The 15,587-nt window shown below is 63.8% G+C and carries 11 protein-coding genes; 7 read left to right on the plus strand and 4 right to left on the minus strand.

Annotation, left to right across the window (positions count from 1 at the left end; all coding sequences use genetic code 11):
- The first annotated feature begins 8 nt into the window (after nucleotides 1-8).
- Both WD006_RS17240 and WD006_RS17245 read left to right on the plus strand, forming a co-directional pair.
- Nucleotides 9-3,479 carry a hybrid sensor histidine kinase/response regulator gene (locus WD006_RS17240; RefSeq protein WP_029309311.1) on the plus strand — a complete coding sequence of 1,157 codons (3,471 nt, stop codon included), beginning with the start codon at nucleotides 9-11 and terminating at the stop codon, nucleotides 3,477-3,479.
- Nucleotides 3,480-3,669: 190 nt separating this feature from the next.
- Nucleotides 3,670-5,058, plus strand: a complete 1,389-nt coding sequence (locus tag WD006_RS17245; protein WP_029309310.1) for an MFS transporter — start codon at nucleotides 3,670-3,672, stop codon at nucleotides 5,056-5,058.
- A gap of 55 nt (nucleotides 5,059-5,113) precedes the next feature.
- On the opposite strand, the gene WD006_RS17250 is transcribed toward WD006_RS17245, so the two are convergent.
- From WD006_RS17250 to WD006_RS17260, 3 genes are all read right to left on the minus strand, one after another.
- On the minus strand, nucleotides 5,114-6,061 hold the full coding sequence (locus WD006_RS17250) for a Bug family tripartite tricarboxylate transporter substrate binding protein (protein WP_375199042.1): 948 nt from the start codon (nucleotides 6,059-6,061) through the stop codon (nucleotides 5,114-5,116).
- A gap of 108 nt (nucleotides 6,062-6,169) precedes the next feature.
- The gene (locus WD006_RS17255; protein WP_011518490.1) at nucleotides 6,170-6,982 is read right to left on the minus strand and encodes an SDR family oxidoreductase; all 813 of its coding nucleotides are present in this window, start codon (nucleotides 6,980-6,982) and stop codon (nucleotides 6,170-6,172) included.
- Nucleotides 6,983-7,019: 37 nt separating this feature from the next.
- A complete protein-coding gene (locus tag WD006_RS17260; RefSeq protein WP_029309308.1) occupies nucleotides 7,020-7,862 on the minus strand; it encodes an IclR family transcriptional regulator in 843 nt (280 codons plus the stop codon).
- A 308-nt stretch (nucleotides 7,863-8,170) separates the two neighbouring features.
- Here WD006_RS17260 and WD006_RS17265 point away from each other — a divergent pair, with 308 nt between their 5' ends.
- The 5 genes from WD006_RS17265 (at nucleotide 8,171) to WD006_RS17285 (ending at nucleotide 12,808) form a co-directional block, all read left to right on the plus strand.
- Entirely contained in the window at nucleotides 8,171-9,034 is an 864-nt protein-coding gene (locus WD006_RS17265; RefSeq protein WP_011518488.1) for a branched-chain amino acid ABC transporter permease, read from the plus strand.
- 19 nt (nucleotides 9,035-9,053) lie between these two features.
- A complete protein-coding gene (locus WD006_RS17270) occupies nucleotides 9,054-10,082 on the plus strand; it encodes a branched-chain amino acid ABC transporter permease (RefSeq protein ID WP_029309307.1) in 1,029 nt (342 codons plus the stop codon).
- Nucleotides 10,075-10,839: an ABC transporter ATP-binding protein gene (locus tag WD006_RS17275; RefSeq protein WP_011518486.1), complete on the plus strand. Its 765-nt coding sequence runs from the start codon at nucleotides 10,075-10,077 to the stop codon at nucleotides 10,837-10,839. The genes WD006_RS17270 and WD006_RS17275 overlap by 8 nt, the downstream gene beginning before the upstream one ends.
- Complete coding sequence (locus WD006_RS17280; protein ID WP_011518485.1) at nucleotides 10,826-11,533, plus strand: ABC transporter ATP-binding protein; 708 nt, start codon at nucleotides 10,826-10,828, stop codon at nucleotides 11,531-11,533. The genes WD006_RS17275 and WD006_RS17280 overlap by 14 nt, the downstream gene beginning before the upstream one ends.
- 102 nt (nucleotides 11,534-11,635) lie before the next feature.
- Nucleotides 11,636-12,808: an ABC transporter substrate-binding protein gene (locus tag WD006_RS17285; RefSeq protein ID WP_029309305.1), complete on the plus strand. Its 1,173-nt coding sequence runs from the start codon at nucleotides 11,636-11,638 to the stop codon at nucleotides 12,806-12,808.
- Between the two features lie 193 nt (nucleotides 12,809-13,001).
- Here the strand turns inward: WD006_RS17285 and WD006_RS17290 are convergent, their stop codons facing one another.
- Complete coding sequence (locus WD006_RS17290) at nucleotides 13,002-15,428, minus strand: DUF6600 domain-containing protein (RefSeq protein WP_029309304.1); 2,427 nt, start codon at nucleotides 15,426-15,428, stop codon at nucleotides 13,002-13,004.
- Nucleotides 15,429-15,587: the final 159 nt, after the last annotated feature.

A 15,587-nucleotide genomic window follows, 5' to 3' on the forward strand; every position in this document is an offset into this window, starting at 1 on the left:
TCCTTCAAATGCAGCAAGTTCTCGATCGCACTCAGGAGTCGCTGGCGCAGGCGTTTGCTTCCCTGGCGCGCAACGCAAGACGGCAGCGTCAGCTCTACTACGCCACAGTCGGCCTCCTGATTGCGATCGTCATCGTATCGGCCATCCTGCTCGGCGGACTCGCGGCTGCCAAGCAGCTCGACATCCGGCGCAGTCGTCTTGCCCAATATGTCAGCGCGATCTCCCTTCAACTCCAGAGCGATGCCTCATTCCTGCGCCGAACGACGCTGACGGTGGCGCATTACCTGAATGCCCACAGCGATTCGCCTACCGATCCCGATCTGCTCGAACGCATTCGTCGGACTGGCGTCGCCGTTGCTCCTGATGGCCGCTACACATTGCTGATACCCTCGAGCACGCAGCAGGCTTGGGGCCGTTCGCTCCCAGAACGCGTCTGGCAATTGCAGCAGATTGCCATCGCCGCGCTGACCACCCGCCTCGCCTTCGAGCTCGATAATCCCGCCTACGTGGTCGACGCGAATGCCGAGTACGCGGTCATCCTGACACCGTCTCCAATGTCACTCGATGCGGTGCTTCTGATTTCAGAGCAAAGCGACCCTGTGACAGTACTGCGGGACAAAATCGTTCAGGCATTGCAGGCCCAGACTGGTCAGGAACTTCCGCGTAGCGGCGAGCAAGTATGGATCGGCCCCGTCGAGGATCCGGTGCTGCACTCGCAAGTGATGACGTCCGTGGCCGCTACAACGGCAGGCGACGGACACCGACCTGCGCTCATCGCATCGAGTACACCTGTCAATGCCTTCCTGTCCCAGCTCAAGCGCCCGAGCGGTGCGGCCATGCTGCTGTTGCTCAATCGCGCCGAAGACCGCATCGACATCTCCCCGTCGGGAAGCTCACTCGAAGTCGCGGAACGCATTCTCTCGCGCACGCGCCGCCTGCCCCCCGATACACTCCGGCTCGGAAGATCCGGGTTGGTGCTGGTGCAGCCATTGCGCCAGGAGTTTGGCTCCCTCGTCTATTTCCTGTCCTATGGCAAGCTATTCAGTTCGATCTACTACGAACTGATAGCCATTGGCTCCCTGAGCATGATGTTGATCATCGCAATCGTGATATCCGCGCGCTATTGGGACATTCATCTGCTGCGGCACGGCCAGGCCGAAGCTACTCGCGCGCTTGAAAACGAAACGATCAACCATATCCTCGTCAATGCCACCCCGATCGGGCTTTGCATCGTCTGCCAGCAAGACCACGTCATCGTGACCTCGAACTTGGTTGCCGACACGTTGCTTGGATTCAGTCAGGGAGCAACCATGCCCGCCCGGATCATCGACGCCCTGCGCCAACGCCCCTCGCAGGCTTTCAGTGACGCGTTCGGGCCAATTGCACAGATCAGGGTGCCCGGGTGCGCCAATGCCGACGCAGCCCAGCAGTGCAATTCCACGACGGAAGCCGCACCTGCTTCGAAGCCACAGTTTTTGCAGATTACATCAGCCCCCGCCAAGTACCGCGGAGAGTGCGTGCTCTTCTGTGCCATTCAGGACGTAACAGCACAACAACAACTCGAACAGAAGCTTCGCTCGGCCCAGCAAGCTACGGAAGCCATGATGCGTGCCCGATCAAACTTCTTTGCCGCGATGAGCCATGAGATACGCACACCACTGAATGCGCTTCTGGGCAATCTCGAACTGCTTGGGCGTAGCGCCGGCCTCGAGGCACACGCAACCCGGCTGCGCGCATTGCAGTCGTCCTCCGAAGGGCTGCGCCGCATCGTCAACGATATTCTTGATTTCTCGAAGATAGATGCTGGCGAGATGAAGCTCGTCTCCGCGCCTTTCAATCCACTCGACGAACTTGAGAGTCTGTCCCTTTCCTACGCGCCCATGGTGACGGATCGACCGATCCGCTTCTACGCCCACCTTTCGCCTACCCTGAGTACGCTTCTGAGGGGCGACCGTATGAGGCTGGCGCAGATCGTCAACAATCTGCTTGGCAATGCGTTCAAGTTCACGGCGAGCGGGAAAATTTCGCTTAGTGCGGAAATTTCTCGAGATGCGCAAGGACTGGCGACGCTGGTCTGCCGGGTGCGAGACACCGGAGACGGCATGTCTCAGGCGCTGGCTTCCCGTGTGTTCCAACCCTTTGTGCAAGGCGAGACCAGCACCACGGCTCAATACAGCGGCACTGGACTCGGCCTCTCCATCTGCGCCCGACTTAGCGAGCTGATGGGCGGACACATCAGCGTTGAAAGCGTCGAGGGCGTGGGCAGTGCCTTCACGGTAGTCATTCCGTTTGCCGAGCCCGCGGCAACGGCCCCTCCACATGGACTGACGATGCTCGGTGGCATGGTCATGGTGCTGTGCCAGGAAACGGAATCCGGCGCCACGCTGGAAGCGTGGCTGACAAGGGTAGGCTGCCAGGTGCATGTACTGCCTGCCAGTTGCGCCGCCCACGCGTGGCTGTGTACCAGCCACCCCCAGATTATGGTTGTGACCGGAGAGTATGGACTCGACACAATCAGATCACTTCGAACCGTTTGCCCGACAAACGCCGTGTGGATCACGCGCAATGGGCCGGATCGCCCAGCAGAGCTGGAATCGGGGATCTTCGAGGTTTCCGCATACAGCCACACCGCCATCCTGGCGGGCGTCAAGGCCGCATTGGTCGCTCCTCCGCGACTGGTCGAGACAACGAACCGAACCGCCAGCACCAGTGAAAACGCGCGGCCCGAAGCGGCTTCCCACTCGCCCCATCAGCACGGCACGGTTCTGGTCGCCGAAGACAACCCACTGAATCGCATGCTGATTGCCGAGCAACTCGAGACGATCGGCTGGGCGTCAATCGTGGTCAACGATGGGCGCCAGGCACTCGCGGTGCTCGATCAACGAGTTGTCGACATCGTGCTGACCGACATTCAGATGCCGGTAATGAACGGATATGAACTGCTATCTGCAATCAAGACCAAAAGGCCGCCGCTGCCCGTTTTCGCATTCAGCGCAGTCACGCACGCCGGTCAGGCCTCTGACTGGCAAGCGCGCGGGTTTGACGGCTACATTGCCAAGCCCGTGTCGCTGGCGGAGCTAGAGCACGCCCTGCACGGCGTGTCCTCGCAACTGGCCGTAGATGCCGCGCGCTCCACGCCCGCCTCCACCGGAAGCCCCACCGACATCGTCGCGGGGGCGGATCGCGAGCGCTACCTGGCGCTGCTGCGCGAACACCTGCAAACGGACGAGCCCAAGCTTGCCGGCATCCTGCTCAGCCGCAATACCCAGGCGTTGGGCCAATGGGCTCACCGTTGCGCGGGGGCATTCCTGATCGTCGGCGCAACCACCATCGTCAAGCTTTGTCGAGCCGTAGAGCGGCTCTGCGATGACGGTAACGAGTGGTCACCCCTCCTGGAAACAGAAGCCCGGGCATTGCAGGCTGCGGTGCATGACTTCCGTGCCAGCCCGAATCAGCCCGAGGAAACGTCAACCACCTGATCCGGCGGCGCAGGAAAGCGTTGTCACGTAGCCGCATGACACGCCGCCAGAGATTTCCAGATTTGCGCTGCATGGCCTGACAGGACGATAATGGCGGGGCCGTTCTCTTCCAGATCCAGGGCGCCAAAAGCGGTCTGACGGGGTCTCCGGGCCCGGAATGGCAAGCCCAAGCCGCTCTCCGCCCCGTTCCATGCAGCCCCATCAAGGACTCCCCTATCCCCAGCGCGTCTGGGCAATCCTGACCGTCTTCTGCGGTCTCATCATGGCCGTGCTCGATGGCTCGATCGCCAATATCGCCTTGCCATCGATCTCCCGTGAGCTCAACGCCGAAGCCGCCAGCACGATCTGGGTCGTCAACGCCTACCAGTTGACCGTTACCATCTGTCTGTTGCCGTTGTCGTCACTGGGCGACATCCTCGGCTACAAGCGTGTGTACCGGACAGGGCTGGCAATCTTCCTCATCGGATCGCTGATCGCCGCATGCGCGGTGAACCTGCCAATGCTGGTGGCGGCCCGCGTCATCCAGGGCATCGGCGGCGCCGGAATCATGAGTGTCAATACCGCGCTCGTGCGATTCATCTATCCGCCGACCAAGCTCGGACGCGGCATCGGACTCAACGCGCTGGTGGTTGGCGTGACGATCGCCGTTGGCCCGTCACTCGGCGCGCTGATCCTTGGCATCAGCAGCTGGCAGTGGCTGTTCGCGGTGAATGTACCGGTGGCCATCGTCGCGCTATGGATCTCGCGCTGGGCGCTGCCTGATACACCGGCCCAGCCGCGCGCGTTCGACTATCCCAGCGCCGTGCTGTCCGCAGTGGTCTTCGGCATGTTTATCCTCGGCGTCGACAGCATGGGCCACGCAACACTGCGCGTCGTTGGCGCGATCGGGATTGCGTTGGCCGTCGTCCTTGGTTGGCTGCTGGTACGTCGGCAACGCGGACGTCCGGCGCCGCTGGTACCGGTCGATCTGTTCGCGAGCCGCGCCTTCACGCTGGCTGTCGGCACATCGTTCTGCTCGTTCATGACGCAGATGCTCGCGTTCGTGGCCTTGCCGTTCTATCTCGAGTATCAGCTTGGGCGCAGCCTGCAGGAAACAGGCTTGCTGATCACCCCGTGGCCGCTGATGGTCGCCTTGATGGCAGCGCTGTCCGGCAGGCTGTCGGATCGCTATCCGGCCAGCATCCTGGCGGGTGCGGGCCTGATCATGCTGACTACCGGGCTGATCGGCCTGGCCTGGCTCTCGCCAACCGCCAGCAGCTTCGATATCGCCTGGCGCACCGCGCTGTGCGGCATCGGCTTCGGCTTCTTCCAGTCCCCGAACAACCGGGCGATGATCGGCGCCACGCCACGTGAGCGAAGCGGCGGTGCCAGCGGTGCTCAGGCAACGACGCGTCTGCTGGGGCAGACCACGGGAACCGCGGTGGTTGCGCTGCTGTTCAGCCTCGACAACGCTGGTGCGGCGAGAACCGCGCTCTTCGCCGCCGCCGGCGTGGCAGCGATCGGCGCGATCATCAGCTTCAGCCGGCTGCGCGACGCCCAGCCCGCACCCGCCGAAGGCGCGGCCGAGCCGGACGCCTGATTACTCAAGGGCCGGGACTCGCGAGGGCCCCGGCCCGTGTTGGGATCATGCGGTATTAGTCCGCCTTCGCGCCAGAGTCCTTCACAACCTTCGCCCACTTGGCGATCTCGCTGCGTTGATACTCGGCCAGCTTCTCAGGCGTCCCGAGAATCGGATCGAGACCCAACGTCTTGAGTTTTGTCTGCACGTCGGACAGCGTGAAAATGCGGTTCATCTCGGCGTTCAGCTTGGCCACGATCTCTTTCGGCGTATGCGCCGGCACGAAGACCGCGAACCACGATGTTGCCTCGTAACCGGGCAGGCCCTGCTCGGCGATGGTCGGGATATCTGGCGCGGAGGTCGACCGCTGCGCGCTGGTCACGCCCAGCGCGCGCAGCTTGCCCTCCTTCACCACCGGCAGCGCGGACGGCAGGTTGTCGAACATCATCGTGATGTGGCCGCCCAGCAAGTCCGGAATGGCCATCGCCCGCCCTTTGTATGGGACATGCTCGATTTTCGTTCCCGCCATCGTATTGAACAACTCGCCCGCCACGTGCAAGGATGTACCGATGCCCGGCGTGCCAAACGTCAACTGCCCCGGCTTGGCCTTGGCCAGCGCGATCAGTTCCTGCACGTTCTTCGCGGGCACGGAGGGGTGCACGACCAGCACGTTCGGCGTGGACGCCAACAGGATCACGGGCGTGAAGTCCTTGACCATGTCATAGGGCATCTTGCTGTACAGCGCGCCATTGATCGAGTGCGTGCCGACCGTGCCCAGCGCCAGCGTGTAACCATCGGGCGCCGAACGGGCTACCGTCTCCGCACCGATGTTGCCGCCCGCGCCCGGCTTGTTGTCGACGACAACGGGCTGCCCCAGTGAGATCTTCTCGGAGAAAATCCGCGCAAGAATGTCCGGCGCGCCGCCGCTCGGAAAGCCAACCACCATGCGGATCGGCTTGGACGGATAGGCATCGTTGGCCTGCGCGGCGGGAATCGCCGCCAACGAGGCCGTGGCAGCCAGCATCGCCACGACCTGGCGACGCGCGAACATTCGTGCACACATGGATCTGTCTCCTGATTTTCCGGGCTTTTCGCCTCTGGATATGGGATAGGCCCCACGCGGGGCCCTGCGTTAAACGACGATGTTGCCGAACTCCTTGGTGACTTGGTCGTGCAGCCGACGCATGCCACGCAGCCACCGATCATAGTCCTGCCCCTTGCGACGGTAGTACTCCAACACCTCGGGGTGCGGCAGGATCAGGAAGCTCTCGTTGGCAACGCCTTCGAGCGTCTTCTCGGCAACGTGCTCGGCCGTGACCGAACCGGCCTGCAGGAAGCCCTTGCGCTCGCCGCCCTCGCCGAACAGCATCTTCGTCTGCACGCCCTGCGGGCAGATGCAACTCACCTTGATGCCGCGGTCGCCGTAGGTGATCGACAGCCATTCGGCAAAGCCGATCGCCGCGTGCTTGGTCACGGCATAAGGCGCCGATCCGATCTGCGAGAGCAGACCTGCAGCCGAAACCGTGTTCACGAAGTACCCATCGCCACGTTCGAGCATCTGCGGCAGCACGGCCTTGGCCGCGTGGATATGCGCCATGACGTTGATTTCCCAGATGCGCTGCCATTCGTCCGCGGTGGCATCCAGGCCCTTGCGCAGGATGATGCCGGCGTTCGAGCAGAACACGTCCACCTGACCGAAACGCTGCGTGGCAGTATCGACCAGCTTCTGCACGGCTTCGGCATTCGCGACGTCCACGCGTTGCGAGAAGATCTGGCAGCCTGGCGCGGCCGCCACGGCCTCGGCAGCCACCTGCGACGCCCCGGCCTCGTCAATATCCGCCACGGCGATGCCGCGTGCGCCGGCCCGGGCAAACGCCAGCACCAGGGCGCGTCCAATACCGGTGCCACCACCGGTCACGATTACGGTCTTGTTGCGAACTTCCATGCATGCCTCCAAGGTTCGATGTCTGCGTTGAATAAGATCAGCCTGGCCGCCAGAGTCTTGCCGCGAGCGCGTCCGCCAACTCGCGAATGCGGGGGCCAAGATTGCCTTCAAGAATTTCGGGCGAGAGCCGCGTGGACGCCCCGCCGATGTTGATCGACAGCACTTCCGAGCCATCCGCCAGACTCACCGGCGCGGCGGCGCCACTCACCGAACGGTCCCACTCGGCGTGCGCCATGCAGAAGCCGCGTCGCGCGTGTTCGCGCAGTCCACGCTCAAGCTTGGTGCGGATGGATGCCCAGCGCGTCCCGTGGTGACGCTCGAGTTCGGCGAACACCGCGCCTCGCCGATCGGATGTCAGGCCCGCCAGCCACGCCTTGCCGATGGCCGATGTCGCCATCGGCAGCCGCGAGCCAGGCGTGAGCCTCATCACCAACGCACCACGCGGCTGGCACACCTCGAGATACACCATGTCGTGACGATCCGGCGCCGCCAGCGCCACCGTGCAGCCAGTGGCAAACGCCAGAGACTGCATCAGCGGCTGCGCGATATCGCGAATGCCGGCCCCCGAGAGATAGCGCTGCGCGGGCAGCATCGCCGCCTGGCCAATGCGGTACTTCTCCTGGGCCTCGACGTACACGAGGTATCCGAGACTGGCCAGTGTGTACGTCAGACGCGAAACCGTTGGTCGGGGGATGCCGGTACGACGCGACAACTCCGCATTGCCAAGGAAGTCATCGTCCGGCCCGAACGCACGCAGCAACTCCACGCCGCGGGCCAGCGCCGTCACAAAATTCCGATCCCCGTCCTCGGCGGGACGCGCGGCATCGGCCGATACCAGGGCGGTATCGGCGGGCATCGGAATCGAGGTTGTGCGCTTCATTTCGACTTCATATCAGTTTCCGGCAAGGAACGACCGCGCTATGTGCGGAAAGAATAGAGGTCATACACACGGCAAGTAAGGCAAGGCCCGCCCGGAGGCCACTTGCACACTGAAATCAGGGATAACGCGGAGGTTCTGAAAGGCTTCCGCAAGCCCATATTTCGCACAGCGGAATACTACGTCTGTTCGCTTGACGCTGCTTAAAACGCTATGCAACAGTGACCAAAAAAGAACGACCGTGCGAGAACGTCACGGCGTCAACAGACAGTGTCGGTACAAACCCCTGTATCGGCGCAAGGAGACAGTTCATGGCATTGTTTTTTCAGCAGTTTCTCAATGGCCTGACTTTGGGCGGCGTCTATAGCCTGGTCGCACTCGGGCTGACCCTGGTCTACGGCATCTTGCACGTACCAAACTTCGCGCACGGCGCGTTCTACATGGCCGGCGCGTATGTGTCGTACTACGCCATGACCACGCTGGGCATGAATTACTGGCTGGCCATGCTGGCGGCGGCCGTCGTGGTGGCGATGCTGTCGATGCTGGCGGACCGCCTGGTCTTTTATCCGCTGCGCCATGCGCCCGAGATTCACGACATGATCGCCGCCATCGGCATCCTGCTGTTTCTCGAAGCCGGCGCGCAGGCGCTGTGGGGGGCCGACTTCCACCGCATGCCCACCCCATATGGACAGATGGTCGAGATCTTCGGCCTGACCGCTCCACTGCAACGACTGTTGATCATCGTCGCGGCATTCGGCCTGATGGTGCTGCTGCACCTGTTCCTGACGCGCACGGTCACGGGTTCGACGATCGTCGCCATGGCGCAGAACCGCGAAGGCGCCGCGCTGGTCGGTATCGACGCCATGCGCGTGACACTGCTTGTGTTCGCGATCTCTGGCGCGCTGGCCGCCATCGCCGCCACGCTCTACGCGCCGATCAACCTGGTCTATCCGAGCATGGGCAACCTTGTCATCACCAAGGCGTTCGTGATCATCATCCTCGGCGGCATGGGCAGCATCCCCGGCGCGATCGTGGGTGGGCTGATCATCGGCATGGCCGAAAGCTTCGGTGGCTTCTACATCTCCACCGACTACAAGGACATCATCGCCTTCCTGTTGCTTGTGATCATCCTGTCGGTGCGTCCGCAGGGCCTGTTCGCCGGCAAGACCGCCTGACAGGAACCAGGAGACCACCATGAAATCAATGCAAGGCAAAATCGGCTGGACGCTGTTGTTCGTCGCGGCCATCGTGTTCCCGCTGGCTGTCCCAAACAGCTACTACCTGACGGTAATGACGCTGGCCTTCATCATGGCTATCGCCACGCTCGGGCTGAACCTGCTGACCGGATACACGGGCCAGCTCAATCTCGCGCATGGCGGCTTCATGGCCATCGGCGCCTACACGCTGGGCATCCTGACCGTCGATCATCAGATGCCGTACTGGCTCGCGTTCGCGTTGTCCGGCGTGGTCTGCATGGTGCTGGGTTATGTCGTCGGCACGGTGTCGCTGCGCCTGAAAGGGCACTACTTCTCGATCTTCACGATGTGCGTAGGCTACATCATCTATCTGTTGATCGAGAAATGGGAAAGCCTGACCCATGGTGCGGTAGGCCTGATCGGCATCCCGGTCCCGGCTTCGATCGGTCCGATCGCCTTCGACAGCGTGCAGGCGCAGTACTACCTGGTGCTGGTCTTCCTGGCCCTGGGCACGTTCGTCATGCATCGCATCGTCAGCTCACTGGTCGGCCGCAGCTTCATGGCCGTGCGTAACAGCGATGCTCTCGCGGAAGCGCTCGGCATCAACCTGATGCGCACCAAGGTCTTGTCGTTCGTGCTCTCCGTGGGCTACGCCGGATTCGCCGGCGCGCTCTATGCCGGCCAGGTACGCTTCCTGGGTCCGGACATCGCCCGCACCGACATCACGTTCGACATGGTCATGGCGATGCTGGTCGGCGGCACGGGCACGCTGCTCGGTCCGCTGCTTGGTTCGCTGCTGGTACCGTGGGTCACGCAGACCCTGCAGTTCCTGCAGGACTACCGGATGCTCGTGTTCGGTCCGGTGCTGATCCTGCTGATCATCTTCGTGCCGGATGGCATCGTCGGTTCGTTCCTGAAGCGGCAAGTCCGCCGAGCCGCCGCCGCGCGCCGTGGGCAGATGGCCACCCCGCGCCCGACGCAAACCACGTCCGTCCCGACCACCCGCCCCGGAGCCGAGAATGCTTGAGATCCGCAACCTGACCAAGAAATTTGGCGGCCTGACCGCGGTACACGATGTGTCCGTAAAGTTCGAGACCGGCCATATCAACGCGATCATCGGTCCCAATGGTGCCGGCAAGACGACGTTCTTCAATCTGATCGCTGGCACCCACGCGCCGACATCAGGCCAGATCCTGCTCAAGGGGCAGGACGTCGCCGGATTACGCGCGGACCAGATCGCCCGCCTGGGCGTGGCGCGCACGTTCCAGGCAACCTCGCTGTTCGACCGGGCGACCGTGCTCGACAATCTGATCGTCGGCCATCGGCTGCGCACAAAATCCGGGCTGGCCGACGTGCTGTTCAACACGAGCCGCCTGCGCGAGGAAGAGAAGCTGTGCCGGGAAAAGGCCGAGGCCGCACTCGATTTCGTCGGGCTGTCACACCTCGCGCATGAACTGGCTGCCGATATCACCCAGGAGGCGCGCAAGCGCGTGGCGTTCGCGCTGGCGCTGGCCACCGACCCCGATCTGCTGCTGCTCGACGAACCTGCCGGTGGCGTGAACCCTGAGGAGACGGTCGGCCTTGCCGAACTGATCCGCAAGATGGTCCGGCACGGCAAGACCGTCTGCCTGATCGAACACAAAATGGACATGATCATGCGACTGGCCGACAAGATCATGGTGCTCAACTACGGCGAAAAGATCGCCGAAGGCACGCCGGCGCAGATCCAGCAAGATCCGCACGTCATCGAGGCCTACCTGGGAGCCGACCATGTTGCAGCTTGATCGCGTCTCGCTGTCGTACGGCAGCTTCCGCGCCCTGGACAATATCTCGCTGCACGCAGGCGCCGGAGAACTCGTGGTACTGCTTGGCGCGAACGGTGCGGGCAAGAGCTCCATCTTCCTGGCGATGAGCGGCATCCATCGCATCAGCGGCGGCAGCATGCGTTTCGACGGCCGCGAGCTTAGCGGGATGAAACCGTCGCAAATCGTGCAGGCGGGACTCGTGCACTGCCCAGAGGGCCGCAAGCTGTTCCCCGCAATGAGCGTCGAGAAGAACCTGACGCTTGGCGCGTATGTGCATCGCCGTGACCGCGCCGGCATCCGCAAGACGCTCGAAGAGGTCTACGAGATGTTCCCGATCCTGTTCCAGAAGAAGGACGATCCCGCGGGGTCGCTGTCTGGCGGGCAACAGCAAATGGTGGCACTGGGCCGCGCGCTGATGAGCCGCCCGCGCGCGCTGCTGCTCGACGAGCCGTCGCTGGGTCTTGCACCGCTGGTGGTCAAGCAGATGTTCGAGATCATCCAGCGCATCAACCGCGCTGGCACCACCGTGCTGCTGGCGGAACAGAACGCCTACGCGGCGCTCGGCATCGCCCATCGCGCCTACGTGATCGAGAACGGTCACATCGTGATGGAAGGTGATCGCGATACGCTGCTGAAGGATGAGGGGATCAGGAAGGCGTACATCGGCGGGTAATTCGATTCGCCGAACCGAGTAGATACACCCTTCTCTCACTCGCGGGAAAAGGGCGATAAGGGCGTAGAGAACAAGCGCAGTCAATACTCAAAGGAGACAGCAATGCAGTACAAGACATTGGGTCGTTTCTTCCCGCTGGCCGCGTGCGCGGTGGCGGCAATGGTCGCATCGGCACCGACACTGGCGCAGGAAGTGGTCAAGATCGGCTACACGGGCCCGCTGTCGGGTGGCGCGGCGCTCTACGGCAAGAACGTGCTGTCGGGCATCCAGATGGCTGTCGACGAGATCAACGCCAGCGGCCTCGAGGTCAAGGGTAAGAAGATCAAGCTGGAAGTCGTCTCGCTCGACGACAAGTACGCGCCTGCCGAAGCGGCGATCAATGCGCGTCGCCTGGTGCAGCAGTACAAGACCCCGGCGGTGTTTGTACCCCACTCGGGCGGCATCTTTGCGCTGCAGGCCTTCAATGAGCAGGAAAAGTTCATGGTGATGGCGTACTCGAGCGTGCCGCGCATTACCGACGCCGGCAACAAGCTGACGATCCGCATCCCACCGGCATACACCGGCTACATCGAGCCGTTCGTCAAGGCGCAGATGAAGCGCTTTGGCAAGAACGTGGCGCTGGTACCTGCCGAGCATGACTACGCCAAGGCCTGGGTGCAAGCGTTCGTGCCCGCCTGGGAAGGCGCGGGCGGCAAGGTGGTGGGCAACAATCCGATGTCGTACACCAAGGCCACCGACTTCTACACTGGCGTTTCGCGCGCCATCGCCGACAAACCCGACGTGATGTTCGTCGGCGGCCCGTCGGAGCCGACCGCGCTGGTGGTCAAGCAGGCACGCGAGCTTGGCTTCAAGGGCGGCTTCATCATCATGGACCAGGCCAAGATGGACGAAATGGCCAAGGTCACGAACGGTCTGACCATGCTCGAAGGCTCGATCGGCGTGATGCCGCTGGTCAACGATGCACGCCCGGTGGCACAGGCCTATAACGCCCGCTACAAGAAGCTGCACGACGGTCGCGATGCCACCACGGAAATGTCGCTGAACTACACGATGACCTGGGCGCTGGCCACTGCCATGAAGCTGGCCGGCACCACCAGCGACGCAGCGGCCATCCGCGCGAAGATGCCCGAGGCGGTCAAGACGCTGCCGAAGGATGTCAATCCGAACGAGGTGGAAGGCATCGACGCCAAGGGCGGCTCCATGGCCGATACCGTGGTGGGCTGGGTGCAGAACGGCAAGATCGCGCCGGTACGCCTGTCGGAGTTGGGCAAGTAAGCAGTCCGCCGGAGAGAGACGACGGAGGAGTGGGACCCTGCTGGCGGGCAAGCCAGCGCCATAACTAGAATCGCAAGTGGAAAGAAAGCAAAGGGCGTCCGATGATTCGGACGCCCTTTGTCTTTCAGGCGGTGGCGCTGGACATCCGCCCCCCTATCCCGCCAGCTCGCGAGGGTAGAACACCACGGGCTCATCAACGACCGTCGTTATGTGCCTGTTCCTCGCGGCTCTGACGCGCGCGCTCCTGCTGCGCACGTTGTTGCTGCTGTTGCTGTTGCTGCTGTTGCTGCTGGATCTGGCGCTGGCGGTCCTGCTGCTGGCGCTGTTGCTCCTGCATCTGCCGTTGCTGCTCCTGTACCTGCCGCTGTTGTTCCTGCGCCTGGCGCTGCTGATCCACCTGCTGCCGCTGCATGGCCTGCTGACGCTGCTGCTCGAATTGCTGGCGCTGTTGCTCCTGGAGCTGGCGTGCCTGTTCTAGCTGCTGTTGCTGCCGCTGCTGCACCTGCCGTTGTTGATCCATCTGCTGGCGTTCTTGCGCTTGCCGCTGCTGGTCCATCTGCTGCTGCCGCTGCTGCGCCTGCCGCTGTTGATCCATTTGCTGGCGTTCTTGCGCTTGCCGCTGCTGGTCCATCTGCTGCCGCCGCTGCTGTGCCTGCCGCTGTTGATCCATTTGCTGGCGTTCTTGCGCTTGCCGCTGCTGGTCCATCTGCTGCCGCTCCTGCGCTTGCCGCTGCTGGTCCATCTGCTGGCGTTCTTGCGCTTGACGCTGCTGATCGAGTTGCTGCCGCTGCTGGTCCTGCGCCTGTCGCTGCAGCGCCTGCTGCTGACGCTGCTGGAAATCCGCCGACTGCCGCTGGCGTTCTTCCGTCTGGCGTTGCTGGTCGAACTGCTGACGCTGGATCGCCTGCTCCTGTCGTTGGGACTCCTGCGGCAGACCACGCATCTGGTCCGGGCGCGGCGCGAAGCCGCGACCGCTCTGGGCCGCCTGGCTGACGCGCACATCGGGTTGCCACGGCATGGCCTGGGCTGGCTGCCCACCCCGGCGCGAACCCTGCTGCGGCCGCGCGTCCTGCGTCGGCCCCCGCCATGCCGGCCCCGCGCCCGCCGTGCCGCCCTCGCGCGCGAAGCGGTTTGCCAGTTCGTCGGGTCCCACCCTGCCGGGCTGACGCGCGGCGATCGCCTGCCGCTCAAACCCCGCGCGCGCCATCGGCGGCAGCCCGCGCGGCTGGGCCGCGCCAATCAGGCTGGTCTTGACCGGCGCCATCGGCGGCGCGCCAAAGTTGCCCTCGCCGGCGGGCAGATGCCGCCACTCGTCGCGCGTACGGGCACGCGGCACCGGCCGGCCTTCCACGAAGCTGCGCGACGACATGCCAGAGATCGCGCCAGGTACCTCGCGGTTGTTCCAGCGATCCCGATCGCCACGGGCGATAAAGTTGTTGTTGATCGTGACGTTGTTGATGCGCGTGATATACGTCGGGCTGGCGCGATAGATCGGGCGATACACGTCGCGCGGGCCCAATGGATACCAGGCCACCCCCGGCCCGCCGCCGATGCTGATCGTCGCGCTCACACCACCAACGAATCCGACCACCGCCGGCGCATAGTAAGGCCGCACCGCGATCGGCCCCGGCACCCATCCCCACCGGTTGCCAAAGTAGGCCCAGCGCCCGTAGTGAGAAGGCGCGAAGCCCCACGGCGCGTCGTCGACCCAGGTCCAGCCCCAGGGCGCTACCCAGGCCCAGTAGCCCGAACTGTAGGGTGCCCAACCGGCTGGCTCGGCGCGAGGAAACCACACCGCGCCGTAGCCCGGGTCCTGCTGCCAGTCGCCATAGTCGTCCAGCGCGGTATAGCCCGTCATATCGCGCGGCACATAACGCGCCGATACGGACTCGTCCTCGCGCGCGTCGCGCGCGGCCGTCCACTGATCGAAGCTGTCGGGTCCACCGGCGTTGCCCGGCCCGGCGTCCGAGAGATCGGCGCCGGCAAAGCGCATCCGCTGCCCACGGCTCATTTCGATCGAACGCGTGTCGCCATAAAGCACAGCGGTACCGTGGCGGATCGACACCTGCGTCGTTGTGCCGTCGGGGGAAACATCAAGCCGATAGTCACCCGGCTCTCGTGGCACGAACGCCAGATTAGGCGTATCAATCTCCACTTGTTGGTCGGGTGGCAGCGCGCGCACGCGCAACTGGAGCGTGCCTTGTGTCAGTTTTACCTGCGTGGTGTGATCGTCGAGGTTCAGCACCCCTGCGGCGGTGCCGCCACCCAGCCGGATCGCAGTGGCGCCGGCGTGGAGCTCCGCCCGGCCGCCCGGATCGACCCAGACCCGGTCGCCAGTGGTCACTGGCCGATTCAGGCCGATCGCAGCCCATTCGTCGGAGCCCGCCGGAGCAAAACTGAGGCCGCCCGCCGCATCAGTCACCGTGGCGATGCGCGAGGAAGGGTCCGCCGACTGCGCAGTTTCCGGGCCGACGGGCATTCCGGCCCCGCCTTGCCCCTGCTCGACGTAGCCGGGAGGCATGTTCGGGTTGTAGCCCTGAGCGCCGGCCGGTGCCTGCGCGAGCAGCGCGGCCAGGCCGAACGCCACAGGCGCCAGCGCGAATCTTGTATGGGATTGCATGTGTGTTACCTGAGTCCGGTGGGCCACCGCGCCCACGCGCGGCCGCCATCGTGGCGACCTGTCAGTGCCACCCTACATCTGATAACGATGCAGTGTTCTACCTGTGTACCGGACTTTGTAAGTACATATTTCCCCGCAGCCCGGCCAGGCGATGGGGGA

This window comes from Cupriavidus sp. Met-2, from assembly GCF_049843575.1.
Taxonomy (GTDB): domain Bacteria; phylum Pseudomonadota; class Gammaproteobacteria; order Burkholderiales; family Burkholderiaceae; genus Cupriavidus; species Cupriavidus metallidurans.

What these genes read in the sequence shown, in the direction of transcription:
- WD006_RS17260 (WP_029309308.1), bottom strand. Translation starts at nt 7,862, where the DNA reads ATGAAGCGCACAACCTCGATTCCGATGCCCGCCGATACCGCCCTGGTA.
- WD006_RS17250 (WP_375199042.1), bottom strand. Translation starts at nt 6,061, where the DNA reads ATGCTGGCTGCCACGGCCTCGTTGGCGGCGATTCCCGCCGCGCAGGCC.
- WD006_RS17275 (WP_011518486.1), top strand. Translation starts at nt 10,075, where the DNA reads ATGCTTGAGATCCGCAACCTGACCAAGAAATTTGGCGGCCTGACCGCG.
- WD006_RS17240 (WP_029309311.1), top strand. Translation starts at nt 9, where the DNA reads ATGCAGCAAGTTCTCGATCGCACTCAGGAGTCGCTGGCGCAGGCGTTT.
- WD006_RS17285 (WP_029309305.1), top strand. Translation starts at nt 11,636, where the DNA reads ATGCAGTACAAGACATTGGGTCGTTTCTTCCCGCTGGCCGCGTGCGCG.
- WD006_RS17245 (WP_029309310.1), top strand. Translation starts at nt 3,670, where the DNA reads ATGCAGCCCCATCAAGGACTCCCCTATCCCCAGCGCGTCTGGGCAATC.
- WD006_RS17290 (WP_029309304.1), bottom strand. Translation starts at nt 15,428, where the DNA reads ATGCAATCCCATACAAGATTCGCGCTGGCGCCTGTGGCGTTCGGCCTG.
- WD006_RS17265 (WP_011518488.1), top strand. Translation starts at nt 8,171, where the DNA reads ATGGCATTGTTTTTTCAGCAGTTTCTCAATGGCCTGACTTTGGGCGGC.
- WD006_RS17255 (WP_011518490.1), bottom strand. Translation starts at nt 6,982, where the DNA reads ATGGAAGTTCGCAACAAGACCGTAATCGTGACCGGTGGTGGCACCGGT.
- WD006_RS17270 (WP_029309307.1), top strand. Translation starts at nt 9,054, where the DNA reads ATGAAATCAATGCAAGGCAAAATCGGCTGGACGCTGTTGTTCGTCGCG.
- WD006_RS17280 (WP_011518485.1), top strand. Translation starts at nt 10,826, where the DNA reads ATGTTGCAGCTTGATCGCGTCTCGCTGTCGTACGGCAGCTTCCGCGCC.